Source organism: uncultured Cetobacterium sp. (genome assembly GCF_945952365.1).
GTDB lineage: Bacteria > Fusobacteriota > Fusobacteriia > Fusobacteriales > Fusobacteriaceae > Cetobacterium_A.
This window is the reverse complement of sequence record NZ_CAMFHX010000002.1, coordinates 82,291-108,395: the sequence shown is the minus strand read 5'-3', so window position 1 is coordinate 108,395 and position 26,105 is coordinate 82,291. Positions and strand designations below refer to the sequence as shown.

General features: G+C 30.7%; 22 protein-coding genes. 14 read left to right on the top strand and 8 right to left on the bottom strand.

All coding sequences use genetic code 11. From position 1 onward, the window contains the following. The first annotated feature begins 63 nt into the window (after positions 1-63). From Q0O83_RS01180 to Q0O83_RS01170, 3 genes are all read left to right on the top strand, one after another. On the top strand, positions 64-1,230 hold the full coding sequence (locus Q0O83_RS01180) for a dicarboxylate/amino acid:cation symporter (protein WP_294093316.1): 1,167 nt from the start codon (positions 64-66) through the stop codon (positions 1,228-1,230). An 82-nt stretch (positions 1,231-1,312) separates the two neighbouring features. Next, positions 1,313-2,554 carry a GNAT family N-acetyltransferase gene (locus Q0O83_RS01175; protein WP_294093315.1) on the top strand — a complete coding sequence of 414 codons (1,242 nt, stop codon included), beginning with the start codon at positions 1,313-1,315 and terminating at the stop codon, positions 2,552-2,554. Positions 2,555-2,567: 13 nt separating this feature from the next. Then, positions 2,568-3,848: a rhodanese-like domain-containing protein gene (locus Q0O83_RS01170; protein ID WP_294093313.1), complete on the top strand. Its 1,281-nt coding sequence runs from the start codon at positions 2,568-2,570 to the stop codon at positions 3,846-3,848. 38 nt (positions 3,849-3,886) lie between these two features. On the opposite strand, the gene Q0O83_RS01165 is transcribed toward Q0O83_RS01170, so the two are convergent. Beyond that, positions 3,887-4,636 (bottom strand): glucosaminidase domain-containing protein, encoded by a 750-nt coding sequence (locus Q0O83_RS01165; protein ID WP_294093311.1) that lies wholly within the window; start codon positions 4,634-4,636, stop codon positions 3,887-3,889. Between the two features lie 142 nt (positions 4,637-4,778). Here Q0O83_RS01165 and Q0O83_RS01160 point away from each other — a divergent pair, with 142 nt between their 5' ends. Next, complete coding sequence (locus tag Q0O83_RS01160; protein ID WP_294093309.1) at positions 4,779-6,104, top strand: MATE family efflux transporter; 1,326 nt, start codon at positions 4,779-4,781, stop codon at positions 6,102-6,104. Between the two features lie 80 nt (positions 6,105-6,184). Here Q0O83_RS01160 and Q0O83_RS01155 read toward each other — a convergent pair whose 3' ends face one another. Continuing rightward, on the bottom strand, positions 6,185-7,507 hold the full coding sequence (locus tag Q0O83_RS01155; protein ID WP_294093307.1) for a YjiH family protein: 1,323 nt from the start codon (positions 7,505-7,507) through the stop codon (positions 6,185-6,187). 314 nt (positions 7,508-7,821) lie between these two features. Between Q0O83_RS01155 and Q0O83_RS01150 the strand changes: the two genes are divergently transcribed. The 4 genes from Q0O83_RS01150 (at position 7,822) to mglC (ending at position 12,564) form a co-directional block, all read left to right on the top strand. Beyond that, positions 7,822-8,811 carry a DNA-processing protein DprA gene (locus Q0O83_RS01150; RefSeq protein ID WP_294093305.1) on the top strand — a complete coding sequence of 330 codons (990 nt, stop codon included), beginning with the start codon at positions 7,822-7,824 and terminating at the stop codon, positions 8,809-8,811. A gap of 153 nt (positions 8,812-8,964) precedes the next feature. After that, the gene (gene mglB, locus Q0O83_RS01145; protein WP_294093302.1) at positions 8,965-9,948 is read left to right on the top strand and encodes a galactose/glucose ABC transporter substrate-binding protein MglB; all 984 of its coding nucleotides are present in this window, start codon (positions 8,965-8,967) and stop codon (positions 9,946-9,948) included. Between the two features lie 64 nt (positions 9,949-10,012). Next, positions 10,013-11,509 (top strand): galactose/methyl galactoside ABC transporter ATP-binding protein MglA, encoded by a 1,497-nt coding sequence (gene mglA / locus Q0O83_RS01140; RefSeq protein WP_294093300.1) that lies wholly within the window; start codon positions 10,013-10,015, stop codon positions 11,507-11,509. A gap of 17 nt (positions 11,510-11,526) precedes the next feature. After that, complete coding sequence (mglC, locus tag Q0O83_RS01135; protein WP_294093298.1) at positions 11,527-12,564, top strand: galactose/methyl galactoside ABC transporter permease MglC; 1,038 nt, start codon at positions 11,527-11,529, stop codon at positions 12,562-12,564. A 42-nt stretch (positions 12,565-12,606) separates the two neighbouring features. Here mglC and nrdG read toward each other — a convergent pair whose 3' ends face one another. Continuing rightward, positions 12,607-13,116: an anaerobic ribonucleoside-triphosphate reductase activating protein gene (nrdG, locus tag Q0O83_RS01130; protein ID WP_294093296.1), complete on the bottom strand. Its 510-nt coding sequence runs from the start codon at positions 13,114-13,116 to the stop codon at positions 12,607-12,609. A gap of 17 nt (positions 13,117-13,133) precedes the next feature. Next, complete coding sequence (nrdD, locus tag Q0O83_RS01125; RefSeq protein WP_294093294.1) at positions 13,134-15,323, bottom strand: anaerobic ribonucleoside-triphosphate reductase; 2,190 nt, start codon at positions 15,321-15,323, stop codon at positions 13,134-13,136. A gap of 360 nt (positions 15,324-15,683) precedes the next feature. Here nrdD and Q0O83_RS01120 point away from each other — a divergent pair, with 360 nt between their 5' ends. Then, on the top strand, positions 15,684-17,075 hold the full coding sequence (locus Q0O83_RS01120) for an aminopeptidase P family protein (protein ID WP_294093292.1): 1,392 nt from the start codon (positions 15,684-15,686) through the stop codon (positions 17,073-17,075). Between the two features lie 32 nt (positions 17,076-17,107). Here the strand turns inward: Q0O83_RS01120 and Q0O83_RS01115 are convergent, their stop codons facing one another. From Q0O83_RS01115 to Q0O83_RS01105, 3 genes are read right to left on the bottom strand one after another with little or no spacing between them, the layout of a single operon-like run. After that, positions 17,108-17,359 (bottom strand): hypothetical protein, encoded by a 252-nt coding sequence (locus Q0O83_RS01115; RefSeq protein ID WP_294093290.1) that lies wholly within the window; start codon positions 17,357-17,359, stop codon positions 17,108-17,110. Between the two features lie 20 nt (positions 17,360-17,379). Next, complete coding sequence (locus Q0O83_RS01110) at positions 17,380-18,225, bottom strand: outer membrane protein OmpK (protein ID WP_294093288.1); 846 nt, start codon at positions 18,223-18,225, stop codon at positions 17,380-17,382. A 15-nt stretch (positions 18,226-18,240) separates the two neighbouring features. After that, positions 18,241-19,323 carry a histidinol-phosphate transaminase gene (locus Q0O83_RS01105; RefSeq protein ID WP_294093286.1) on the bottom strand — a complete coding sequence of 361 codons (1,083 nt, stop codon included), beginning with the start codon at positions 19,321-19,323 and terminating at the stop codon, positions 18,241-18,243. A gap of 112 nt (positions 19,324-19,435) precedes the next feature. On the opposite strand from Q0O83_RS01105, the gene yvcK reads away from it, so the two are divergent. The 4 genes from yvcK to Q0O83_RS01085 all read left to right on the top strand — a co-directional run bounded on the left by yvcK (position 19,436) and on the right by Q0O83_RS01085 (position 23,828). After that, a complete protein-coding gene (gene yvcK / locus Q0O83_RS01100) occupies positions 19,436-20,407 on the top strand; it encodes a uridine diphosphate-N-acetylglucosamine-binding protein YvcK (protein WP_294093284.1) in 972 nt (323 codons plus the stop codon). Positions 20,408-20,510: 103 nt separating this feature from the next. Continuing rightward, positions 20,511-21,446: a nitronate monooxygenase gene (locus Q0O83_RS01095; RefSeq protein ID WP_294093282.1), complete on the top strand. Its 936-nt coding sequence runs from the start codon at positions 20,511-20,513 to the stop codon at positions 21,444-21,446. A gap of 92 nt (positions 21,447-21,538) precedes the next feature. Continuing rightward, complete coding sequence (locus tag Q0O83_RS01090) at positions 21,539-22,651, top strand: ethanolamine utilization protein EutH (RefSeq protein ID WP_294093280.1); 1,113 nt, start codon at positions 21,539-21,541, stop codon at positions 22,649-22,651. Between the two features lie 10 nt (positions 22,652-22,661). Beyond that, positions 22,662-23,828, top strand: coding sequence for a M20 family metallopeptidase (locus Q0O83_RS01085; RefSeq protein WP_294093277.1), 1,167 nt, complete (start codon positions 22,662-22,664; stop codon positions 23,826-23,828). Positions 23,829-23,875: 47 nt separating this feature from the next. Here Q0O83_RS01085 and Q0O83_RS01080 read toward each other — a convergent pair whose 3' ends face one another. Beyond that, positions 23,876-25,087, bottom strand: a complete 1,212-nt coding sequence (locus tag Q0O83_RS01080) for a response regulator transcription factor (protein WP_294093275.1) — start codon at positions 25,085-25,087, stop codon at positions 23,876-23,878. 147 nt (positions 25,088-25,234) lie between these two features. Here Q0O83_RS01080 and Q0O83_RS01075 point away from each other — a divergent pair, with 147 nt between their 5' ends. Continuing rightward, on the top strand, positions 25,235-26,098 hold the full coding sequence (locus tag Q0O83_RS01075) for a TIM barrel protein (RefSeq protein ID WP_294093273.1): 864 nt from the start codon (positions 25,235-25,237) through the stop codon (positions 26,096-26,098). Positions 26,099-26,105: the final 7 nt, after the last annotated feature.

Genomic DNA, 26,105 nt, shown 5'->3' with positions numbered 1-26,105 from the left:
TTTTATAAGAAAGAGTAATAAACTCAGTAATAGAGCAAACAATATATTTAGAGGGGGTTTACAATGTCGAATGAAAAAAAAGATAACTTGATATTTAAACTGATTTTTGGTGTTATAATCGGTTTAATTATTGGGTTATTTGCAAACGAATCTTTAATAGGAGTTGTTCAAACGATTAAATTTATTTTAGGTCAAATTATATCGTTTACAGTTCCACTGATAATTTTAGGGTTTATAGCACCAGCTATAACAAAGATGAAATCGAATGCGAGTAAAATGCTAGTGACAATGTTGATGTTAGCTTATATGTCATCAGTTGGAGCAGCACTTTTCTCAATGATTTCAGGTTACGCAATAATACCTATGTTGAATATTGTGACAGTTGTAGATGGATTGAAAGCTTTACCACCGATGCTGTTTAAACTTAATATTCCACCAGTTTTATCGGTGATGTCTGCACTTGTTTTAGCACTATTTTTAGGGCTTGCAATAGTATGGACAAACTCGAAAAAATTAGAGGCAGCTTTAGATGAGTTTAATAATGTTATTTTATCTATAGTTCATAGAATAATAATACCGATACTTCCATTTTTCATAACATCAACATTTGCTACTTTAGCTTATGAAGGAAGTATTACAAAACAGCTTCCAGTATTTTTAAAAGTTGTAGTTATAGTTCTAATAGGTCATTTTATCTGGTTGACAATTTTATATAGTATAGGTGGAGCGATATCAAAACAAAATCCATTTAAACTGTTGAAAAGTTATGGTCCAGCATATTTAACGGCTGTTGGAACAATGTCCTCAGCAGCAACACTTCCAGTAGCATTATCTTGTGCTAAAAAATCAAATACTTTAGATGACGATATAGCTAATTTTGCAATTCCTTTAGGATCGACAGTTCATCTTTGTGGTTCTGTGCTAACAGAGGTATTCTTTGTAATGACAGTTTCTCAAGTTCTTTATGGAACTCTACCTGCAATGGGAACTATGGTTTTATTTATAGTTTTACTAGGAATATTTGCAATTGGTGCTCCTGGGGTTCCTGGAGGAACAGTTATGGCTTCGTTAGGAATTATATCATCTGTTTTAGGATTTGATGACACAGGAATAGCCTTAATGTTGACAATATTTGCACTACAAGATAGTTTTGGAACTGCTTGTAACGTAGTTGGAGATGGAGCGTTAGCGCTAATTCTTAACGGTTTGTTTAGAAAAAATAAAAAATAATGAAAAAAACTCTCCTTTCTTGTAAAAGGGGAGTTTTTAATTTATAATGTTATGGTATAGAAAAAATAGGTGGAGGTGGAAAATGTACAAAAGTTATAACTTTAATGAGATTAAAGATAAAATAGAAGATTTAAAAAAGTTGGACTCATGCTTTGAGTTTGAGAAAGATTTGAAAAAAGAGGATTTACTTTTTGCTCTTGAGGTCAAAGATGAGATTATAGGTTATGCTTTTTTAACGAAAAAAAATGAAGAGTATTTTTTGAATAGAATTTTTGTAAAAAAAGATGAAAGATTTAAATCCTATGGAAAAAAATTGATTTCATTTATAGTTAATACTGAAATAAAAAAAGGAAGTTTAATCGTAGAAAATCCTATTGAAATTCAGAATTTTTTAATGAAAATAGGTTTTGAAAAAAATGAAACTGGAATCTATATTTTGAAAAATTTAGAAGAGAAAGCCTCTAGAAAAAAAGAGGGACAAAAGACTGTAATCTCTTCAATAGTTTGGAATATAATTTTGGCGGCAACTAAAATAGGGTTTGGAATAATATCTAACTCTAGAGCTTTATTAGCTGACGGTTTTAACTCTTTATCAGATGTGGTAACCTCAACTGGAATTCTACTAGGAATTCATTTTAGCAATATGCCAGAGGATGAAGATCACCCTTTTGGACATGAAAAAATAGAGAGTGTTATCGGTGTAGTTATGGGAATTTTTATGATTTTAACTGCATTTGAACTGGGAAAAGGCGGAGTTGAACTTCTATTATCTGGTGAAAAGAGAACGGTTCCTGGAAGCGTAGCGATATACTTTGCACTATTTTCATCGGTTGTAAAATATTTTATGTATAAGCAGAAGATGAGAGTTGGAGTTGAAACAGAAAATAGAGCTTTAATAGCTGATGCAAAGGATAGTAGAAATGATATTTTTTCATCGTTAGGAGTTGTTTTAGGTATTGGATTGTCAATATTTGTTAATCCTGTATTTGATTTGGTAATTAGTATCTTAGTTTCGGTATTGATTTTTAAAGAGGGAGTACATGTTATTTTAGATATTACAGATACAATTTTAGATAAACAGGACATTGAATTTATAGATGAAATTAAAAAATATATTTACGAGAACACAGATATAAAAAATGTTCATGACTTGATGATGAGAAAATCAGGAGACAAAATATTTTTAGAGTTTCATATAAGAGTACCAAAAGATATGAGTGTCTATAAAGCTCATAAAATAGCTGATGATTTAGAAAATTCAATAAAGCAGGATTTTCCATTAGTAAAAAATATAACGATACATTTAGATTGTATAATAGATTAAAAAAGGAGAAGATATGAGAGTATTACTATTTATGATTACGTTATCAACGTTGATATTTGGAAAAGATATTAGCACAAGCGAGGTTTTAAAAAATTTAAATAACCCAGAGTGGATTTTCGTTGATACTAGAGATACGAATGAGTATAATGGATGGAATCTATCAAATTTAGAAAAAAATGGACACATAAAAGGAGCGACAGATTTTTCTTATGCTTGGTTAGATGAAGAGTATTTAAATTCTAAAAATGAGGTTATATTAAAAGAAAGAGTTTCTGAAAAGGGAATTGTTAAAGGTAAAAATGTAGTTTTATACGGTGTAGATAAAACTCAAATAGGAAAAGTTGAAAATTACTTAAAGCAAAATGGTTTAGATGAAGTATATACATATAATTTAACTGAAAATAAAGATTATACTCAAATTCCTTTTGAAACGTATGAAGGGTATGAGATGTTAGTTCCACCGAGTTGGTTAAAAGAGAAATTAGAAAAGAAAGAGGTTAAAGTTTATGAAGCTTCTTGGGGAAGTATAAAGGATGCCGCAGTTTATGTAGCTAACCATATACCTGGTGCTCCACATATAAATACAGATAGTATTGAACCACCACCTGAGTGGATGATAAATACAGATGAAAATCTAATTAAATTTGCAGCAGAGATTGGAATTTCAAAAGATGACGCTATTGTTTTTTATGGTGACGATGTAATGGCTTCTTATAGATTAGCAACTATTTTTAAATATTTAGGAGTTAAGGATGTTAGAGTTTTAAATGGTGGTTTAGCAGCTTGGAAAAAAGCGGGATATAAAACGGATATGGGAGTAGTAAAAGCTACACCAATAAAAGATTTTGGATCAAAAACACCAATCAATAAAAATTTAATCGTGGATGAAACTGGAGCTAAAGAGGTATTAGAAAATAAAGATAAAACTTTAGTGGATATTAGATCATATAATGAGAGAATTGGAAAAGAGTCGGGATACTCTTATATGCATAGAAAGGGTAGAATTCCAGGGTCTGTTTGGGGAAAATCAGGAAGTAAATCAACAACTTTAGAAGACTATAGAAATATCGATAATACTATGAGAAACGGCTATGAAATTATATCTATGTGGAATGGATTAGGAATTTCAGAGGAAAAAGATTTAACTTTCTTCTGTGGATCAGGGTGGAGAGCTGCGGAAGTTCTATTCTATTCAGAAGTTATGGGTATGAAAAATAATGCTCTTTATTCAAATGGTTGGATGGGATGGAGTGCTGACCCACAAAATCCGATTGAAATAGGAGAGGAAAAGTAAAAAAAGGAGTCAAACGTAATGTTTGATTCCTTTTTTCTTTATGCACCATCATATTTTTCAAAATTATTATTTTTTAGCATTGTTTGTACCTTTTTTATATAGGCACCTTTTGTTTCTGAGTAACTCTTTAAGCCGTAAGCTATCTCTGTTGGAGATTTCCCGGCGTGAACGCTAGTTCTAAGAGATTTATAAACATTTACTCTAGAAAGAGTTAGAACAAAATCTTTAACAGAGTCTTTAATAGAGTCATACTCTTTATAAGTACGATTAGTATGTCTGAAGGCATTCATACCAAAAAGATTGTTTTTCTCTTTAAAAACATTGGATGTTCCCCAACCACTTTCAATTGCTGCTTGTGATAAGATTAGAGATGTTGGATATTTAATCATTCTTTTCTCTAATTCAGACCAGTTATAAGCAGAAACTTTATAGGCTTTAAAAATTCTATCTAATTCTTTTTTTTCCTCTACGGTGTGTGATTTTTTTTTAGATAGAGCATTTACAATAGATATATCTCTATCAATCTCCTGATTTACTACTTCAATACTTGGAAGTAGCATTGAAATAAATACTTTTTTTCTATTCGTGACACTTAATTTTTTTAGATCCAATCCATCTAAAGAGTAGACGTGGTTTTCAGTAGGTTTTTTCTCTAAATCTTTAACTGATTTAACTTCAATAGTTTTATATTTGATTTCATGTGGAATATGGAAATCAATCTCAGTAGAAAACGAGATAGATGAATAAAGGAAAAAAGTAAGTATGCAAGAAATTAATTTTTTCAACATAACCTCTCCTTTATTAAAATATTTTTTGTATAGACTAGATTATATATGAAAATATATGAAAAATCAATAAAAAATTTACAGTGAACAAAAGGTGTAGTATAATAAAAAGATATAAAAAAATTAATAAAAGTGGGAGATGAAAATGACGTTAGAACGAAAAAAATCATTATTTTCAATAACAATTCCGATTTTTTTAGAGTTGTTATTAGTCACAGTAGTGGGAAATATTGATACGATTATGCTTGGAAGGTTTAGTGATAAAGCTGTTGGAGCAGTGGGAGGGATGAGTCAGGTATTGCTGATTCAAAATACTATTCTGAGTTTTATTTGTTTGGGAACGACAATATTAATGGCTCAGTTTATAGGAGCTAAAAATCATAAATCTACAAAAGAGGTAATTGCGGTTTCTTTGATAATGAATCTTTTTATAGGGATGGTTTTAGGAGTAATATATTTTATAGGTTGGGAATGGATTCTTATAAAGATTAAACTTCCATTGGCTTTGAGAGATATGGGAATGAATTACTTCAAGCTTGTTGGAGGGCTTTGTGTATTCCAGGCTATCTCTTTAACAAACGGTGCTATTTTAAAAAGTTATGGAAATACAAAACCTATGCTATTTGTAAACATAGGGGTAAACCTTTTAAATATATTAGGAAATGGTATGTTCATATTTGGATGGATGGGAGCACCAGTTTTAGGAGTAACTGGAGTTGGAATTTCAACTGTGTTCTCTAGATTTATAGGAGCAATCGCTTCAGTTGTGGTTATGTCATATTTCTGTAGTTTCAGATTTGAAGATTTGAAAAAATTTACATTTGATAAAGTGAAGAAAATTTTATCGATAGGAATTCCAACTGCAGGTGAACATCTGACTTGGAGTTTAACTCAAGTTATAATTTTATCGATGGTAAATACTATGGGAACTACTCAGATTACAGCTAGAACATATTTAGCACTGATCTCATCATTTATTATGATATTCTCAATAGCCTTAGGTCATGGAACTGCTATCCAAGTTGGACAACTTGTAGGAGCTGGGGACAAAGAGAAAGCTTATGATCAGTGTATGAAAAGTTTAACAATGTCATTTATAGCGGCAACAATTATATCTGTGCTAGTTTACTTCTTTAGATATGGAATTATGGAGATGTTTACAAAGGATACAGAGGTTATACAGATTGCAGCTAAAGTTTTCCCGTGGATGATATATATTGAAACTGGAAGAACATTTAATATAGTAGTAATAAATGCACTTCATGCAGCAGGAGATATAAAATTCCCTATGATAATGGGATGTGTAGTTATGTTAGGGGTTGCAGCTCCACTTTCTTGGGTTCTTGGAATAAAAATGGAATGGCTATTGGTTGGTGTTTGGATAGCTAATGGAACGGATGAATGGATAAGAGGGTTTGGAATGCTTTGGCGTTGGAAAACAAAGAGATGGATGGCTAAAGGATTTGTATAAATTGAATAAGTAAACAAAAAACGGATTGAGAAATCCGTTTTTTTGTTTTTTGTTATGTTGTTTATTTCTAAAACTTAATATTAAAATGATAAGATTCCAAATTTAACAAGTGTCATAGCGATTGTATATATAATTGGGAATGTAATTATCGTTCTTAGTATGAAGAATTTAGCAACATCTAAGATAGAGAATCCCATTTTAGAGTTAACAAGAATCATACCAGTTTCACTTAAGAAGATTAACTGTGCGAATGATAAAGTTCCAACAATAAATCTAGCAACTTCACTGCTAGTATTTTCTATGAAAAGAGCAGGTAAGTACATATCAGAGAATCCAACTATCATAGCTGGAGCCATTTGAGATGCAACATCTTGTGAGAACCCAAGCATCTTTAAAATTGGCATTAAAGGCATAGATAATATATTGAAGAAACTTGTATTTTCAGCAATAACTAGTCCGATAGAACCAACACACATAATAACTGGAATAAACGTGATATAGATAACTAAAACTTTGAATAGAGAATCTACAACAATCTCTTTTTCAGATGCTTTTCCAGCAGTTGATGTAGCTAAATGTAAAGCCTGTGCAAAACTTTTAGCTCCGTTATCATCAACTTTGTTACCCTCGTAATATTCATTTTTAAACTTTTTTAATGGTAATCTAGCGATGATAAATCCAGCAACTATAGTTGAGAAAGCTATCGTTCCATAGAATACCCAGAAAATTTTAGAAAACTTTAGTAAATCTGCAACAACGGCAGCAAACGAGATACCAACAATAGAGAATGAAGTTGCAATGATAGCAGCTTCTCTTTGAGTGTAGTATCCTTTTTGATATTGTTGATCAGTAACAACAATACCGATTGTTCCATCCCCTAAGAATGAAGCAAGAGCATCGATAGCTGCATATCCAGGTACCTTAAATACTTTTTTCATAATTGGAGAGATAAGTGTTCCAATAAATTCAACAAGTCCGAAAGATGTAAGTAGTGGCATTAACATAACTCCAATAAAGAAAGTAACCATAAGCGGAGGAATCATATCTCCAGCCATTAATCCACCAGTATTCTCATTACTTAAAAATTCAGGTGCAACTCCAAGTGAGATCATAATAAACATTAAAGAACCACCAATTCTTAAAATACCACTAAACTTATCAGTCACGAAAAGGTCATTTAAGTATTGCTCTTTAAAGCTCTTTTTTGCAAATCCTAATATTGTTCCAGCTATTGTTATTGTCGAACAGAACATTATTAAGAAATTAACCCAACTTGAATAGTTATTTAGAACAAAGTTTTTTAGGTGACCCATTATAATAGATGATTCACCACCAATTGAAATAGGAGCTAAAAATGCTAGTAGTCCTATTAAAGAATAAATACCAAATTTTAGTATTGCCATGATAAAAAACCTCCAGAAATTTTTAAATTTCTGCCAAATAAAAAAACATACTTAATAAAAAGTATGCCTGAATTGAGAACTTATGTTATTAAGCGTATTACTATGGCAGCTTCGTAATACTTAATTCACAGGAACATGTCGTCATCGCCATCGGCCTTAGGCTCAAAACATATAAGTGAACTAACCTCTGTTTAAATTGTTAGTTAAGTATACATTAAAATAAATTGATTGTAAAGAAAAAAATCAAAATAAATAAAAGATAGCATCTAAAAGTAGAGTAATAGAATCATAAGTACTGAAAAGGAAGGTGATTTATGTATTCGAAAGATGATATGATTTTATGGTCAATGATTGGAGCTATGGTTGTAGACGTAGGAAGATTGGAAGTTTTAGCTTTTTCACCTGAAAGTTTATTTAAAATATTTAGAAAATCGAGCCAGTTAGGAATAAATGTTTTTAAAGAAAATTATAAAGATGTTTTAGAAATTATAGATGAGTTGAAAGATGGAGTGGAGAAAGAAAAAATAAAAAATCTTTTTGGAGATTTTAAAACTTTGAGAGATTTAAAAAGTGGTGTAGAAAAAGAGAAAAATCTTATGGAGATAAATGGAATAAAGATGAGTACATATTTTTGTTCAGATTATCCTCAAAAGTTAAGAGAGTGTAAAATACCACCTTTTGTTTTGTATTACAAAGGTAAAACTTTAGATAGTAATCTTTTAATTGATAGTATATCTATAGTGGGAACAAGAAATCCAGAGGATGATAAAATTAATCAGTTTACAGAGGAGATTGTAAAGAATCTAAAAGAGAAAGTAGAATTAAAATATAATATAAGTGGATTAGCTTTAGGGTGTGATACGATTGGTCACAAAATAACGATGAAGTATGGAGTTAGAAATATAGCTATTTTGGGTCAAGGTTTGGCAACGGAGATCTATCCAAAAGAAAATCAGAGTTTGAGTAAAGAGATTTTAGAAAATGAGGGAACACTTCTTTCTGAACTTCCACCAAGTTTAAATGTAAGAGGAATATACCTCTTAGGAAGAAATAGGTTACAAGCTTATTTGACTGAAGAACTTTTAGTTTTAGAAACAGGAAATAAGGGAGGAACGATAACCACTATTAAAACGGCTTTTTCAGAAAAAAGAAAGGTTTATATAAGGAATATAAAGAAAAATCAAACTATGTTTACTTTAAAAAATATATCTAAATTAACATTTATAAGTTGTTATTCTGATATGGAGATAATAAAAATTTTAACAGGAAAACCAGCAACATTATTTACATTTCAATTTTCATAAAGTGATGTCAAGAAAAAAGAGCGATAGATTTCTGGGTTATTTTACCTAAGAAAAAAAGTCGCTCTTTACTTTTTTTAACTGCTTGACAATGATTCTAAATATAAAGTATAATTGACATTATGTTTCATATAATTACAATTTTGGAGGGGTTTTATGAAGAGAGTTTCGGTTTTATTAGGAGCGTTAGCTCTAACAACAGTAGCATCAGCAGCACCAACAAAAATTGGAGTTACAATTTATCGTTATGATGACAATTTTATGTCAACAGTGAGACAAAGTATTGAAGAGGTTGCAAAAAAGGATAAGGATGTTGAAGTATTGATGAACGATTCACAAAATGATCAGTCAAAGCAAAATGATCAAGTGGATATTTTAATTGCAAAAGGTGTTGACGCTTTAGCAATTAATTTAGTTGATCCAGCAGCAGCATCAACAGTTATAGCAAAAGCAAAAGCAGAGGATATTCCGGTGGTATTCTATAATAAAGAACCATCAAAAGCGGATATGGAAAGTTATGATAAGGCTTATTATGTAGGAACAGATTCGAAAGAATCAGGGGTTATTCAAGGGGAAGTTATAGCAAAGCATTGGGGAATGCATCCAGAATGGGATTTAAATAAAGATGGAGTAATTCAATATGTTTTACTAAAAGGAGAGCCAGGACATCCAGATGCAGAAGCTAGAACAACATATGTGACTAGAACACTGAATGAAAAAGGTTTAAAAACACAAGAGTTACATATGGATACTGGTATGTGGGACGCAGCTATGGCAAAAGATAAAATAGAAGCTTGGTTATCAGGACCAAATGGAGATAAGATAGAGGTAGTTATAGCCAATAATGATGGAATGGCTATGGGAGCAGTTGAGGCTTTAAAAGCTAACGGTAGAGCAAAGACACCTGTGTTTGGAGTTGACGCTTTGGCAGAAGTTTTAGTTATGGTTGAAAATGGAGATATAGCTGGTACTGTATTAAATGATGGAAAAAATCAAGGTGAAGCAACATATGAGATTGCTAAAAACCTAGCTAGAAAGAAAGCTCCAACAGAGGGAACTAAGTGGGAATTAAAAGATAAAATATTAAGAGTTCCTTATGTGGGTGTGGATAAAGATAATTTAAAGGACTTTAAAAAGTAATAGGTAGGGGGAGGTTTGAGCCTCCCTTTCTTTAATCAGATTGATAAGTAAAAGAGGAGAGATTATGGAAAAATATTTACTAGAGATGATAGATGTATCAAAGTCTTTTCCAGGTGTAAAGGCTCTAGATAAAGTAAATTTAAAAATAAGACCTCATACTGTTCATGCTTTAATGGGAGAGAACGGGGCAGGAAAATCAACTTTAATGAAATGTCTATTTGGAATATATTCAAAGGATGAAGGTAAAGTATTTTTGGATGGAAAAGAGGTAAGTTTTGTTTCAGCTAAAGATGCTTTAGAAAATGGAGTTTCAATGGTTCACCAAGAATTGAATCAAGTTTTACAAAGAACTGTTATGGACAATGTTTGGTTAGGGAGATATCCATTGAAAGGGATATTTGTAGATCATAAAAAGATGTATGAAGATACAAAAGAGATATTTAAAGAGTTAGAAATTGATGTAGACCCAAGAGCTAAAGTTTCAACATTATCTGTTTCACAGATGCAGATGGTTGAGATAGCCAAAGCTTTTTCCTATAATTCTAAAGTAATAGTAATGGATGAGCCAACATCCTCTCTAACGGAAAAAGAGGTGGGACATCTTTTTAAGATTATCAAAAAATTGACTGACAGAGGTTGTGGAGTTGTGTATATCTCTCATAAAATGGAAGAGATAAAAGAGATTTGTGATGATATAACAATACTTAGAGATGGTGCATGGGTTGCTACAAAAAGTTTAGAAGGAATCACAACAGATGAGATTATAAGTATGATGGTTGGAAGATCTTTAACTCAAAGATTCCCTGAAAAAACAAATAGTCCAAAAGGAATTATTTTAGAGGTAGAGGGCTTAACAGCGAAAAACTCTCCTTCAATATCAAATGTAACATTTGATTTAAGAGAAGGTGAAATCTTAGGAATAGCTGGATTGGTTGGTTCTAGAAGAACAGATATAGTTGAAACTATTTTTGGAATTAGAGAAAAATCAGCGGGTAAAGTTAAAATTAATGGAAAAGAGATAGAGAATAAAAGTAGTTTAGAAGCGATACAAAATGGATTTGCTCTTGTTACAGAGGAAAGAAGAGCGACAGGGATATTTCCACAACTGAATATAGAGTTTAACTCTTTGATATCAAATATGAGTCATTATGAGGGAAAAAATAAACTTCTCAATGGAAATAAAATGTATGGAGACACAAAATGGGTTATCGATTCTATGAGAGTTAAGACACCTAATCAAAAAACTCCTATTGGAAATCTATCAGGTGGAAATCAGCAAAAAGTAATTATTGGAAGGTGGCTATTAACAAGTCCAGATATTTTAATGCTAGATGAACCAACAAGAGGGATAGATGTAGGAGCTAAATATGAAATCTATCAGTTGATGCTAGATTTAGCTAATAAAGGCAAGGGAATAATTATGATATCTTCAGAGATGCCAGAACTATTAGGAGTTACTGATAGAATTTTAGTTATGAGTAATGGAAGAGTTGCAGGGATAGTAGATACAAAAGATGCAACGCAAGAAAAGATTTTAAAATTAGCATCACTATATTTATAGGTTATGGGAGGAACAAAATGGAATTAAATAGCGAAGAGAGAAAAGGTGGATTTTTTAAAGGAAAAGATACCAAAAAACTTTTGTTAGATGGAGGGTTATACATTGTTCTATTGATTTTAATAGCAGGAATAATAATAAAAGAGCCAGCATTTTTAAGCTTTAGAAATATGAGAAATATTTTAACTCAATCTTCAGTTAGAACAATCCTAGCACTTGGTGTTGCAGGAATAATTGTAACTCAGGGAACAGACCTTTCGGTTGGAAGACAAGTTGGATTGTCAGCAGTTATATCAGCGACGCTATTACAAGCTGCAACGAACGTCAATAAAGTATTTCCAGCATTAGATACATTACCAATACCAGTAGTAATTTTAATTGTTTGTATAATAGGGGCCTTTGTAGGGTTTTTAAATGGATTTGTAGTTGCTTATCTAAATGTAACTCCGTTTGTTGCAACGTTGGGGTCGATGATAATAATATATGGTGCTAACTCTTTGTACTATGATTATGTTGGAGCTTCTCCGATTGCAGGATTTTCAAAAGGATTTACAAGTTTTGCACAAGGGTTCTTTATGCTTGGTGGCTTCAGATTTAACTACCTAATAATATATGCAGCGTTAGCAGTTTTATTTATTTGGATTTTATGGAATAAAACAACATTTGGAAAAAATCTATTTGCAGTAGGAGGAAATCCAGAAGCTGCAAGAGTATCAGGAGTAAATGTTAAGAAAACTTTAGTATTAGTTTATACTTTATCAGGAATTTTCTATGCTTTTGGTGGTATGCTTGAAGCGGGAAGAGTTGGAAGTGCTACAAATAACTTGGGAAATATGTATGAGATGGATGCCATAGCAGCTTGTGTTGTTGGAGGAGTTTCATTTTCTGGAGGAGTTGGAACAGTTCCTGGAGTTTTAATAGGAGTAATTATATTTACGGTTATAAATTATGGATTAACTTTTATAGGAGTAAATCCTTACTGGCAATATATAATAAAAGGGGTAATTATAGTTATGGCAGTTGCTCTAGATACATTAAAATATGTAAAGAAGAAATAGGTAAAATAAAAAAGTTCTAGAGAGTTTTCTCTAGAACTTTTTTTAATCTATATATCTGATAGTTTCTTTTGTTTCCAAGCTTCTTTTTATGTCGATAACTCTTTGGTTTTTACTTCCACGCCATTTTAAATTTAAATCTTTTTCTTCGATTTTAAATTTACCATCGACCAAGATATCACACAACTCTATAAGAGATAGAAGCTTTGGATTAGTAACAATCATCTCCCAAGTAAAGCCAGACCAAATCCAAATATCTTTTTCTGGAAAACTATTTTTAAACTTTTTGATAAAGCTTACAAGAGGGTCAATATTATCTATATATGTGGGGTCTCCACCCAATAAAGAAAGACCTTTAATACTTTTGTTATACTTTTTAAAATAGTCTAAAATTTCATTTTCAATCTCTTCTGTAAAAGGAGACCCATAATTAGGGTCCCATGTATCCGAGTTAAAGCAATCTTTACAAAAGTGAGAACAACCACTTACGAAAAGACTAACTCTAATCCCTTCTCCATTAATCATATCTGTATATTTAATACCAGAATAGTTCATAACAATCTCCCATCGTTTTACATATGTTTAACTCTGTTTATTACCTCTTTTTGTTTTCCTTTATTGAAAGGTCTGCTATCTGGTTGAGCTAGGTATCCACAAACTCTTCTGATAACATTCATCTTAGTTGAATCATGATTTCCACATTGAGGACATTCAAAACCTCTCTCAGTAGCTAAGAACTCACCGTTGAAATCACAAACATGACATTTATCAACAGGTTGGTTGATTCCCATGTAATGAATTCCTATTGATTGAGCATATTTTAATACTTGATAAACAGCTTCAAGGTTTTTCTTTAATGAGTCTGTTTCAATGTAACTTATATGTCCACCAGAAGCTAAAGTGTGTCCAGGGGCTTCTAATCTTAGTTTTTCAAAAGGATTTATATTTATTTTAGAAGAAACATGGAAAGAGTTGTCGTAATACTCTTTATCAGTAATTCCTTCAATTATTCCAAATTCTTTTAAATCTATTTGTGCAAATCTATCACAAAGAGATTCAGATGGTGTTGAATAAAGAGCAAATCCTAAATTAGTTTCCTCTTTGAACTCTTTTACTTTTTTAGATATATATTCTAATATTTTAAATGATTTTTCATAAGAGTTTTCATCTAAAGCAAAGTTTTTTCCATAAAGAAGTTCAGAAACTTCACTTAATCCAATGTACCCGATAGATACAGTAGCATATCCACCCCAGATTAAATCTTTTATAGTATCTTTAGCTTCTTTTTCAGCAAGAGCTCCAGCCATCCAAAGAATTGGTGCAATCTCAGCAGGAGTATTCTCTAGATATTTAGCTCTGAATAGGTTATTTTCTTTACACATATTTAAAACTTCATCTAGCTCTTTGTAGAAACCAGCTTCGTTCCCTTTATTTTTAATAGCTATTCTAGGTAGGTTTATAGTAGTAGCTCCTATGTTGAATCTACCAGAATACTTTTCGTTTCCATTTTCATCTTTCCATGGAGATAAGAAAGCTCTACATCCCATAGGATAAACAACAGTTCCATTTTTAACTTGCTCAGGAGTTACAAATAGGATATCTGGATAAACAGATTTTGTCATACACTCAAATGCGATTTGAGATATATCCCAGTTAGGATCCTCTTCGTTGAAGTTTAATCCTTCACATACAGCATAAACTATTTTAGGGAAGATTGCAGTTTCTTTTTTAGCTCCAAATCCTTCCATTCTTGTTTTGAATACAAACTTTTGAACAAGTTTAGCTTCCCAAGATGTTTCAGTACCTATACCAACAGTTGTAAATGGAGTTTGACCATTAACAGTAGATAAACTGTTGATTTCGTATTCTAAGCCTTGCATAGATTGTTTAACAGATTCCTCTGTCATATCTACAGCATAATCAAATGCCATTGGATATTTTTCTTTTAAAGAGTTATTGTCAAACTTGATTTCGTTTTCAGATATTATAGACTCGATAATATCTTTAGATAATCTTTCAACATATTTTAACCCTTTTGCAAAGTGTTTCTTAAAACTTTTTTCAATGTATGGAACTAAAGCTCTATCTAGGTAAGGAATAGAACATCCACCGTATGTGTTAGATGAAACAGAAGCGATAATTTGAACTATATGTCCAACAGCAACTTCAACAGAGTTTGGTTCAAGCATTTTAGCGTTTCCAATGTTACATCCATTAGCAAGCATCTGCTCAATATTTACTAACTCACAATTTGTTTCTCTGAAAAGAAGATAATCTAAATCGTGGATATGAATTCTTCCACTCTCATGAGCTTCTTTTAAATGTTTTGGTAAAATTCTATTTAAATAGTAATCTTTAGATGATATTCCAGCTAAAAGATCTCTTTGAACAGAGATAGTTTTTCCATCTTTATTGGCGTTTTCATTTAACATATCCTCGTTCGATGCGTCAATTAATTCACCAATTTTTTTATATATAACATCTTCTTTTTTTCTTAGCTCGTTTTTGATAGTACGGTACTCTTGATACGAAAGAGCAATATCTTTTTCTGAAGATCCCATAAGTTTTTTTACAACTAAATCTTGGATGTCCTCAACATGCATCTTAGGAGTATCAAGATTTTCAATTTGAGTTGCTATTTTCTCGATAAGTTCAGTATTAACTGTTTTTTCTTTTTGTGTAAAAGACATTGTAATAGCTCTTACAATTCTACTTTTATCAAAGTTCACAGTCGAACCATCTCTTTTAATAACTTCCTTCAAAAAAATCACCCCAGTTTTATTTTTATTTTCTTCAAGTATTATACACACTTTTACACGATTCTACAAATGTGTAAAAAAGTAAAAAATGGCTATAAAAATGGTTAAAAAAAAATATTTGACACCAAAATACAGAGTTACTAAAGAGAAATAAAGTTGAAAAAATAATCAAATGAAAAAAAATCGAGCAAAAAAAATTCAAATATTTTTTTCGAAAAACACAATATATATTGTTAGGTTTAAAAAAATAACACAATATCTTGTGTTTTTGTTTTTTGTTATCATTTGCTTAGAAAAAATTATGAAAAAGATTAAAAAAATGTGATATAGTATTTTTTAAATACCAAATATGAGGAGGGGTTTATGTTTGATAAGCAAGTTTACATTTCAAGAAGAGAAAGATTAAAAAAAATAGTTGGAGATGGTCTGATTATTATTGCGGGAAATTCAGAATCGCCAATGTCTTATAAAGATAATTGTTATAGTTTTATACAAGACTCTACATTTTTATATTATTTTGGATTAAATTCTCCTGATTTAATAGGAGTAATAGATATTCAGTCAGATAAAGAGTATATTTTTGGAAAAGAGTTTACAATAAATGATATTATATGGATGGGTGGACAAAAAAGTTTTAAAGATAGAAGTTTAGAAGTTGGAGTAGATAAATTTTTAGAGATAGAAACTTTAGATAAAATTTTAGATGCAGCGAAATTAGAAGGAAAGAAAATTCATTTTACAAACCAATATCGTTTGGAAAATAGTTTAAAACTTTCAAAATTATTAGGAAAAACATTGGATGAGATTGAGAATGGTTTTTCACAAAAATTAGTGGCATCGATAATTGAGATGAGAAATATAAAAGAGAGTTGTGAGATTATAGAATTGGAAAAAGCTACTAATGTTACAAGAGAGATGCACTTAACGGCAATGAAAAATGTAAAGCCAGGAATGAAAGGGTATGAACTAGTTGCCTTATTAGAATGTGAAGCTAAAAAATATAATGCAACACCATCGTTCCATACAATTTGCACAACGAACGGGCAGATACTACATAACCATTTCCATGGAAACACTTTTAAAGATGGCGATTTAGTATTACTTGATTGTGGAGCAAGATTAGACAACGGTTATTGTGGAGATATGACAACAGTTTTCCCTGTATCAGGAAAGTTTGATGAAAGACAAAAAGATTTATATTCTTTACTGATAGAGATGTTTGAAAAAGCTGAAGAGTGTACAACACCAGGAGTTACAAATAAAACTGTACATATAGAGGTATGTAAAGTTTTAGCAAAAGGGTTAGTTGAAAGAGGATTCATGAAAGGTGAAGTTGAAGAGATAGTGAAAGCAGGTGCTCATGCTTTATTCTTCCCTCACGGATTAGGACATATGATAGGTTTAGATGTACATGATATGGAGAATTTAGGAGAGAATAATGTTGGATATGATTCAGAAACATTAAGAGAAACACAGTTTGGTCTTAGATCTTTAAGAATGGGAAAAGAGCTTAAACCAGGATATGTATTGACAATTGAACCAGGGATTTATTTTATTCCAGAGTTGATTCAAAAATGGAAAAATGAGGCGTTATTCAGAGAGTATATAAATTATGAAAAAGTTGAAGAGTATATCGATTTTGGCGGAATGAGATATGAGGGAGATTTTTTAATAACAGAGGATGGAAATAAAAGATTAGGAGAGAAGATGCCTAAACATTTCTATGAAATCGAAAAAATAATTGAAAAAAGATAGAAAAATCCCCCCCTGTTAAAAGGGGGATTTTTTTACATCTCAAAAATATTTATAATTTTTAAAGTGTCTGTTTCTTTAAGTTCAAATTCGATATAAGTATAGATACCTAAATCACTTTCTTGAAGTTTGCTTTCAAAAGCAATAACACCTTCGTTAAGACAATCATTAATTTCAGATGTGCTTAAATCATTGTGAATGTTGTAGTAATTATTTTCAGTCATAAAAGTGTTTAACTCTTCAAAAGTTAAAGTTTTTCCAATTAAAGATAACTCGTTTTTTAACATAATCTCCTCCTTTTTATAGATTAGAACATAATAGCGTAATGAATACCAAATGATTCATTATTTCTATTTGAACTATCTTTGTCTACTTGTGAGAAATGGTTGTTTATTTGGTAGGTATAGCTAACAGATAGATTGTTGTTTAAGAAAAATCTAACTTGGTTTTGCCATTGTAAAGAGTCGTGAGTCTGCTTAGAAGAAGAATCATTTTTAGCTCCAAAGTCATAATCTAGCCAACCGCTGAATCCAAATTTCATTCCATTCTCAAATCTATATATAGTTCCACCGTAAGCGATGTTAAACATGTACCCGTTCCATTGGTCCTCATCTCTTCCGTAGTTTCTATCAACATATCTAGCATATAGGTTTGTTTTAAAGTAATCAAACTTCATATACTTCAGCTCAGGAATAGAGATATAGTTACCAACACCTATATAGTGTTTTCTAATTCCATCTTTGCTCCCGGTATATTCATTTCTAGTACTAGCATTATCATAGTCAAATTGATAAGCTATGAACCACTCAGAAACTGGACCAATAGAAAGGTCTTTTCCCGTTAGACCATCTATTGAAAATCTAGGTGTAAACTCAGCATAAGTATAGTTATCATCTACTCCATTTTTATCACTTAAACTAGAATCTTTAAAAACGTTTGATCTATCAATGAACCAGTATAAGTCTAAAAGATTATATCTAGTAGAACCTTGAATTTCAAACAAAGTCTCTTTTTTTGAAGGCCCCCATCCGTCTGGTAAATAGTTTGATTTTACAAGACTTCCCTCTAAAACTGTAAAGTTCCAAGGCTCATATTTAGCAAAAGTAGTAGCAGAGATAGCTATTGAACCGATAAGTAAAAATTTTTTTAACATAAAACCCTCCATAAATTAAAACGTTAGTATAAACTTTTGTATTTCACTTAATAAAAGATTAATATTTTCTTTAGTCAGTACACAAACTCTAAAAAAGTTGCTATTTAATCCATCAAAAGACTCAGCTTTTCTAATTATAATTCCTTTTTTTAAAAGAAAATTATATAGAGAAGTAGCATCATATTTTGGATTTAAAATTTCACAAAGAATAAAGTTACTTTTAGAGTCGTAAACCTTGAAATCTTTAAATGATTTAAGCCCTTCATAAAGAGTCGTAAAATTTTCTAAAAAGTTTAAGTGACACATCTTGATATAATCTGAGTCACTGAACATTGCCTCACCCATGATTGCAGCAAAAATATTTATATTCCAAAGGTTAGGAATAAGAGTCATAGTATTTAAAATATCTCCCGCTGATATAATAGCATACCCCAATCTAATTCCAGGAGTTGAGAAGAACTTAGATGTACCTCTAATAACAATAATTTTATCATATTTTTGGACTAAATTTATTGCCGAGGTTTCTGAAGACTCAGTAAATTCGATATAAGTTTCATCAATCATAATTGGTTTTTGGAAAGCTTTATATATCTCTTCAATCTCTTGAATAGAAATAAGAGTTCCTGTAGGATTATTAGGATTGCAGATAACAATCATATCAAATTCTTCTTTTGTAATTAAATTTATAATCTCATCAATATTTAGTTTGAAATTATTTTCTTTTTTATAAAAGAACTTTGTAATTGAGGCTTCAATTCTATTTAGTTCTTTTTCATATTCTGAATAAGCTGGTGATAATAATAAAGCTTTTTTTGGATTGATAACTTTTATTGTAGATGCTATCAATTCTGTTGCACCACTTCCAAGAACAATATTGTTAGCATTGCAATTGCAGTAATTAGCAATACTATTTTTAAGTTCAATATATTCTGGATCAGGATAGATACTAGCTAAATTTAGGTTATTTTTAAGTTTTTCTAATCCTTTAGGACTAAGTCCAAAAGGGTTTATATTTGAACTGAAGTCAATAATTGCATTTTGCTCAATACCAAGTACACCAGAAAGTTGATGAAGATTTGCTCCATGATTACTTTTCATAAAACCCCTCCATTATTAAAATATATAACTATTTTAACAAATATAGTTTTTTTTTGCAAAATAATGTTATAAAATATAGTAGAAACTAAAAATAAAAAGGGGAATATAAGCAATGAGAAATCCAAAAGTAGTAGTAGTAGGAGGGGGAAGTGGGTTATCTGTCGTTTTAAGAGGACTGAAACACTTTCCGATAGATGTAACAGCAATTGTATCGGTAGCTGATAGTGGTGGAAGTAGTGGAATATTAAAGAAAGAATTTAATATTCCAGCTCCAGGAGATTTAAGAAATGTAATGATAGCTTTGAGTAATGTAGAGCCATTAATAGAAGAGGTATTTCAATTTAGATTCCGAGAGGACTCTTCAATAGGAGCTCATCCTTTGGGGAATCTATTAATAACAGCGATGACAGAGATAACTGGAGATGTTCAAGTAGCTTTAAAAAAACTTAGAAGACTATTTAATATCAATGGAAAAATTTTACCTGCGACTCTTGAAAAAATAGAGTTGATTGCAGAAAAAACAAGTGGGGGATTTGTTTTTGGTGAATCAGATATACCGGTTTTGGGAGAGAAAATTAAAAGAGTATTTTATGATGGAGAGGTAAATAGCCCAAAAGAAAATATAAAGGCGATTGAAGAAGCGGATTTAATTGTTTTTTCAATAGGAAGTCTTTATACAAGTATTATTCCAAATCTTCTTTTAGAGAATATGCAGGCTGCTTTAAAAAAATCAAAAGCTCAAAAGATATATATATGTAATGTGATGGGTCAGATGGGAGAAACTGAAAATTATAGTGTGGCAGATCATATAGAATCGATAAATAGGCATGTAGGTTTTGATATGATTGATAAAGTTATAGTTAACTCTGTTCAAATACCAGATGAGATTATTGAGAGGTATAGTGAAGAGGGAAGTACACCTGTTCAGTTAGATCTGAATAGATTGAAAAAAATGAGAGTTAAAGTTATAAAAGAGCCATTAATTAAAATTGATACTGAAAAAAGAGTTAGACATTTATCACATAAATTAGCAGCGGTTGTGTACTCACAAATAGATAATTTAGAGAACTTTTATGATGAATAAAAGGTAAGTTGAAGAGGCTAAAAAAAAAGTTCAAAAAAAGTTTCCATTTTATAATAACATGTGTTATCATAACATGTGTTATTATTATTGGAGGTGAATTTTAGTGAAAATCGGAGATTTAAATATAGAAGTACCAATAATTCAAGGTGGAATGGGAATAAGAGCTTCAATGTCAAGATTGGCATCAGCAGTAGCTAATCAAGGTGGAGTTGGAGTTATATCAGGAACGGCTATTCCTGCAGATGAATTTAGAGATGAAATAAGAAAAGCAAAAGAGATGATCATAGAAAAAGGTGGAGCACTAGGAGTAAATATAATGGTGGCTGCTTCAAACTTTGCGGAAGCTGTAAAAGTATCAATAGAGGAAAAAGTTGATATGATTATATGTGGAGCTGGTTTCTCAAGAGATGTATTTGATACAGTTAAAGGAACTGGAGTTAAAATAGTTCCAATTGTTTCAAGTTTAAAGTTAGCTAAGATAGCTGAAAAATTAGGAGCAGATGCAATAGTTGTTGAAGGTGGAAACGCTGGAGGACACTTAGGTACAGATAAAGACTCTTGGGATATCGTAGAAGAGATCGTTAAAGGGGTTTCTATTCCTGTAATAGGAGCAGGTGGAGTTATAACTCCAGAAGATGCCGAGAGAATGATGGCTTTAGGTGCAGCAGGAGTTCAAATGGGAAGTAGGTTTATAGCTACTGAAGAGTGTGAGGTTAGCCAAGAGTTTAAAGATGTCTATGTAAACTCTAAAGAGGGAGATGTAGTTCAACTTATGAGTTCTGCAGGATTACCTGCAAATGCGATAGTATCACCATATGTGAATAGAGTAATTGCAGAGGAAAAGTTAACACCAAAGAGTTGTACTAGTTGCTTGAAAAAGTGTAGCAGAAAATTCTGTGTTAAAGATAGTTTGATAAAAGGTCATGAAGGAAATGCTTTAGAAGGAATTTTCTTTGCAGGAAAAGATGCGTGGAAGATAGATAGCGTGCTATCTGTAAAAGAGGTATTTGATATGTTTAAAGGAAAAGTAATTGCATAAAAGAATTTAAAAATCTAGTACATAAGTGCTAGATTTTTTTTCTTTTTGTGTTATAATCAATAGATATTAAAAAAAATAAGGGGGATTTGATAGTGAAAGTTATATTTTTTATCTTAACTTTTTTTGCTGTAATAGGTGCTTTAGATAGGTGTTTTGGAAATAAGTTGGGGTATGGTCAAAGGTTTCAGGATGGAGTAAGTGTTGCGGGACCTTTGATGCTAGCAATGTTGGGGATTTTATCTATAACTCCATTGATTTCAAAATTTTCAAAGCCTTTTGTAGAGATGCTTTACTCTATAACAGGGATAGATCCTTCAATATATATAAACTCTATTTTGGCCAGTGATATGGGCGGGTATTTTTTAGCTCAAGATTTAGCTATGAATAAAAGTTTAGCTGATTTTTCAGGGGTAATTTTAGGCTCAATGTTAGGAACTGTAGTTATATTTACTATGCCTGTTGCTTTTGGTATTATTGATAATGAGTCTAAAAGTAGCTTTTCTAAAGGAATTTTGAGTGGAGTAGCAACAATTCCTTTAGGATGTTTAGTTGCAGGGATGATAATGGGAATTGATTTAGGATTGGTTTTATATAATCTGATTCCAGTTGTACTTTTCTCAGGGGTTATTTGTGGAGGACTATGGTTTTATCCTGAAAAGACGTGTAATATATTTGATAAGTTTGGAAAAGTAATGACGCTGCTAGTAACTTTAGGATTAATTTTAACGTTGGTTGAAACTATGTTTGGGTATTCGATAGTAGAGGGATTAAATCCGATAGATGAGAGTATGAAAATTATAACAAGAGTATCTTTAACATTGAGTGGTGCGTATCCATTTCTTTATTTTATAGAAAAATATTTTAGCAGCTCTTTAAAAAAAATGGGAGGACTTTTAGGAGTAGATGAAAGTGGAACAGCAGGATTCATGGCATCGCTTGTGAGTAGTATTCCTATGTTTGGAATTTTTAACAAGATGGATAGCAATAGTAAAATAATAAATAGTGCTTTTGCTGTTGCAGGTTCTTATGTTTTTGGTGGACAATTAGGTTTTATTGCAGGAGTATCTCCAGGAAATATATTACCATTTATCGTGGCTAAATTGGTTTCTGGTTTTGCTGCTATATATTTAGCAAAAACTATGTTTATAAATAAAAAGGAAAGAAATAATAGTTTTGTATTAAACAAAGGTATGGAGATAAACTAGGGAGGAATAAATGGAAAAAATTATTATAGATTTAAAAGAGAGATATGCGAAAATTTTAGATGAATTAAAAGAGTTAAATCAGTTTCTTTTTGAAAATCCAGAGTTAGGATTAAAAGAGGTAAAGGCAAGAGATAAGCATTGTGAGCTATTGAGTAAAAATGGATTTTTTGTTGAAAAAGGATACTGTGGAATAGAGACGGCATTTTTGGCAAATTATGTGGCTAAAAATCCAGGGCCAAGAATAGCTTATTTAGTTGAATACGATGCTCTACCAGAGATTGGTCATGGATGTGGACACAATATATTAGGGGTTACAAGTGTTGCGGCGGGAATACTTTTAAGAGAGTTTGTAAATATCTATGGAGGAGAGGTTTTAGTAATAGGAACACCTGCCGAGGAGACAGATGGAGCAAAAGTAAAGATGGTTAAAGAGGGAGCTTTCAATAATATTGATGTAGCGATGATAGTTCATCCAACGAGTGGAAATATTCATTTGAGAAGTAGTTCTAGTCAAGCTATGGAAGCTTTACAATTTACATTTAGAGGAAAAACTTCTCATGCTGCAGGTGCACCTCATCTAGGGATAAATGCTTTAGATGGAGTTATAACACTATTTAATACAATAAATGCATTGAGACAGCAGATTCTACCTACAGATAGAGTTCATGGAATAATAACAAAAGGTGGAGAAGCGGCTAATATAATACCAGATTTAGCAGTAGCAAACTTCTATGTGAGATCGAGAAATAAGAAAGAGTTAGATATACTTTTGAAGAAAGTTTTAAATTGTGCTAATGGAGCTGCTGTATCAACAGGAACTACTTTAGAAATAGAGAATTATGAAACAAGTTTCCTAGATTTAATAACAAATAAAACTTTAATGGAAGTCTATGAAGAAAGTTTGAAAGATATTGGAGTTGAAAAAATGGAAAACTCTGAAGATAGTGGGTCGACAGATGCAGGAGATGTAAGTCATGTCTGTGCTACAATTCATCCGTATATGCCTCTTTATAAAGATGTAATCAGTCACAGTAGAGAGCTAGCAGAGTGTACTGTTGAGGATGGAGCTTATAAAGGAATGGAAGAGGCTGTTTTAGCATTAGCTGTAACAGGAGTTAAACTATTAAAAAATACTAAACTTTTAGATGAGATAAAGTTAGAGTTTAGTAATAGATAAAAGTAAAAGAGATTCTACAGTTTTAAATTGTAGAGTCTCTTTTTTAGTTATTTTATATTCGAGCTTTTCCGAAATTTAGCAGGTGTAACTCCTGTAGATTTTTTAAAGGATTTTGAAAAATTTTCAACATTACAATAATCAAGTTTTAATGCGATTTCTGAAATTTTTAGATTTGTATTTTCTAAAAAATCAATAGCAGATTTAATTTTGATATCTTGAAGGTAGTCTTTGAAATTCATTCCAACTTCTTTTTTAAATAATCTAGAAAGATATTCTGGATTTAGTGATGTAAAATCTGCAACTTCATTTAAACTAATAGATTTATCTTTATTGATGTTGATAAAAAGCAGTGCGTTTTTGATATTTGAGCTAAAAGAGTTATATTTCTCATTATGAAAAAGACAAAGCTTTGAATACTCTTTTATAATATCTTCATCAATTTTTTTTACTTCTGCTAAGGTTGAGGAGTTTTCAATCCAAGTAAAGATTTTAGATGATAAATCATGAATAAGTGTAGGAGGAACACCAGCCTCCTCGACAGCTTTTCTAGCCAGGGCACTAGATATAAATAATCCGTTTTTAAAAGCTCTAAAAACATTACTTGGAATTCTTTGTTTTAGTTCACTTAGAGATGACATAGCTTTGTGATATTTTATTGCTTGTTCATAATCTCCGAGTTTTATTGCTTTTAATTTTAAATTTTCAAGACGGTATCTTTCGTTTGTCAGTTCTATATTTTCTGAAAAAACTTTTAAATCTTTAGGTTTATTTTCAATTTTTTTTATAGTGTCGTTAATGGTGTAGATTTTTTTTTCAATATTCATAAACTCGCAGTTTATAAGATTGAAAACTAATGGAAATAAAATTTCGGTGGGAATAGTTTTAACTTTTTTTAAATTTGAATAAAAACTGTACTCGGCTGGAGAATTTTTTTTTAAGTTGTATATTTCTTTTTGTTTTTCGTAAAAAGGATCCTCTAAAAGAAATGGTCCAATTATGAAAAAAATATTTTTTTGCAGTGATTTAACTCCAATAAAATTGATTGTATAGCCATAAGTTTTTTCTAAAGATATTGTTGTATTTTTTTGATCAATAAGAAAAGATTTTATTTCTAAAATATTATTTTCTGTAAGGGAGAAATCATCAATAACTTGAAAAGAGCTATATTTAACAATTTTTTCTCCATTCTTATTAAATATAGTGATGTTTGTGTTTGTTAGAACTCCTAACATGTTACATAAGTTAGATAAAACATTCATTTTACGGCCTCCTTAATTTAAAATAGCACAAAAAATAAAAAAAGTCAAAAAAAGACTGCGATTTTATCAAGTATTAACATTTTTTTTAATAGAAAGAGATAATATAATTAGATTAGTAAAGAGAGTCAGAAAAAAGGAGATGAAGAAATGAAAATATCAGGGTTTGTTGATGAAATAGATATTGGATTTAAAAAAGAAGTGGAGGTTGTTAAAGATTTAAAAATGAAGTTTATTGAGCTAAGGTCAATTGACGGAAAAAATATATCTGAGATGTCTTTAAGTGAGATTGATAAAATTCAAAAATATCTATTAGAAAAAAATATAGAGGTTTCATGTATAGCTTCTCCAATAGGCAAAATAAATATTGAAAATGAAAACTTTGAAGATGAGTTTACAGAACACTTTAAAAAATTTAAAAATGTAATAGAGATAGCTAAGAGATTAAAAGTTAAATATATTAGAGTTTTTAGTTTCTTTTTAAATAAAGAGAATAAGAAAAAATATGAAAGTATAATTTTTGAAAAAATAGAAAGTTTTTTAAAAGAGATTGATGGAACAGATTTAGTGTTACTTCATGAAAATGAAAAGGGAATTTACGGAGATGATATTGTAAGTTGCTTGAATCTAATAGAGTTAACTAAAAAAAATTCAAATAGATTTAAATTGATATTTGATCCTGCTAATTTTGTTCAAGTCGGAGTTTCACCTTTAGAGGCTTATGAAAAATTAAAGAGGTATGTTGAATATGTTCATTTAAAAGATGCAAAATATTCATCAAATGAAAATGTATTAATAGGAACAGGTGATGGCCAAATTTTTGAAATTTTAAGAGAGTTAAAAAATGATGGATATGAAAATTTCGTATCATTAGAGCCTCATCTTATAAACTTTAGTACTTTGCAATCGTTGGAACATGAAAGTATAAAAGATAGAAAAGCAGAATTTAAAGATGGAAAAGAAGCTTTTGAAATATCATTAAAAACATTATTAGAAATGATAAATAGAATTTAAGGAGGGA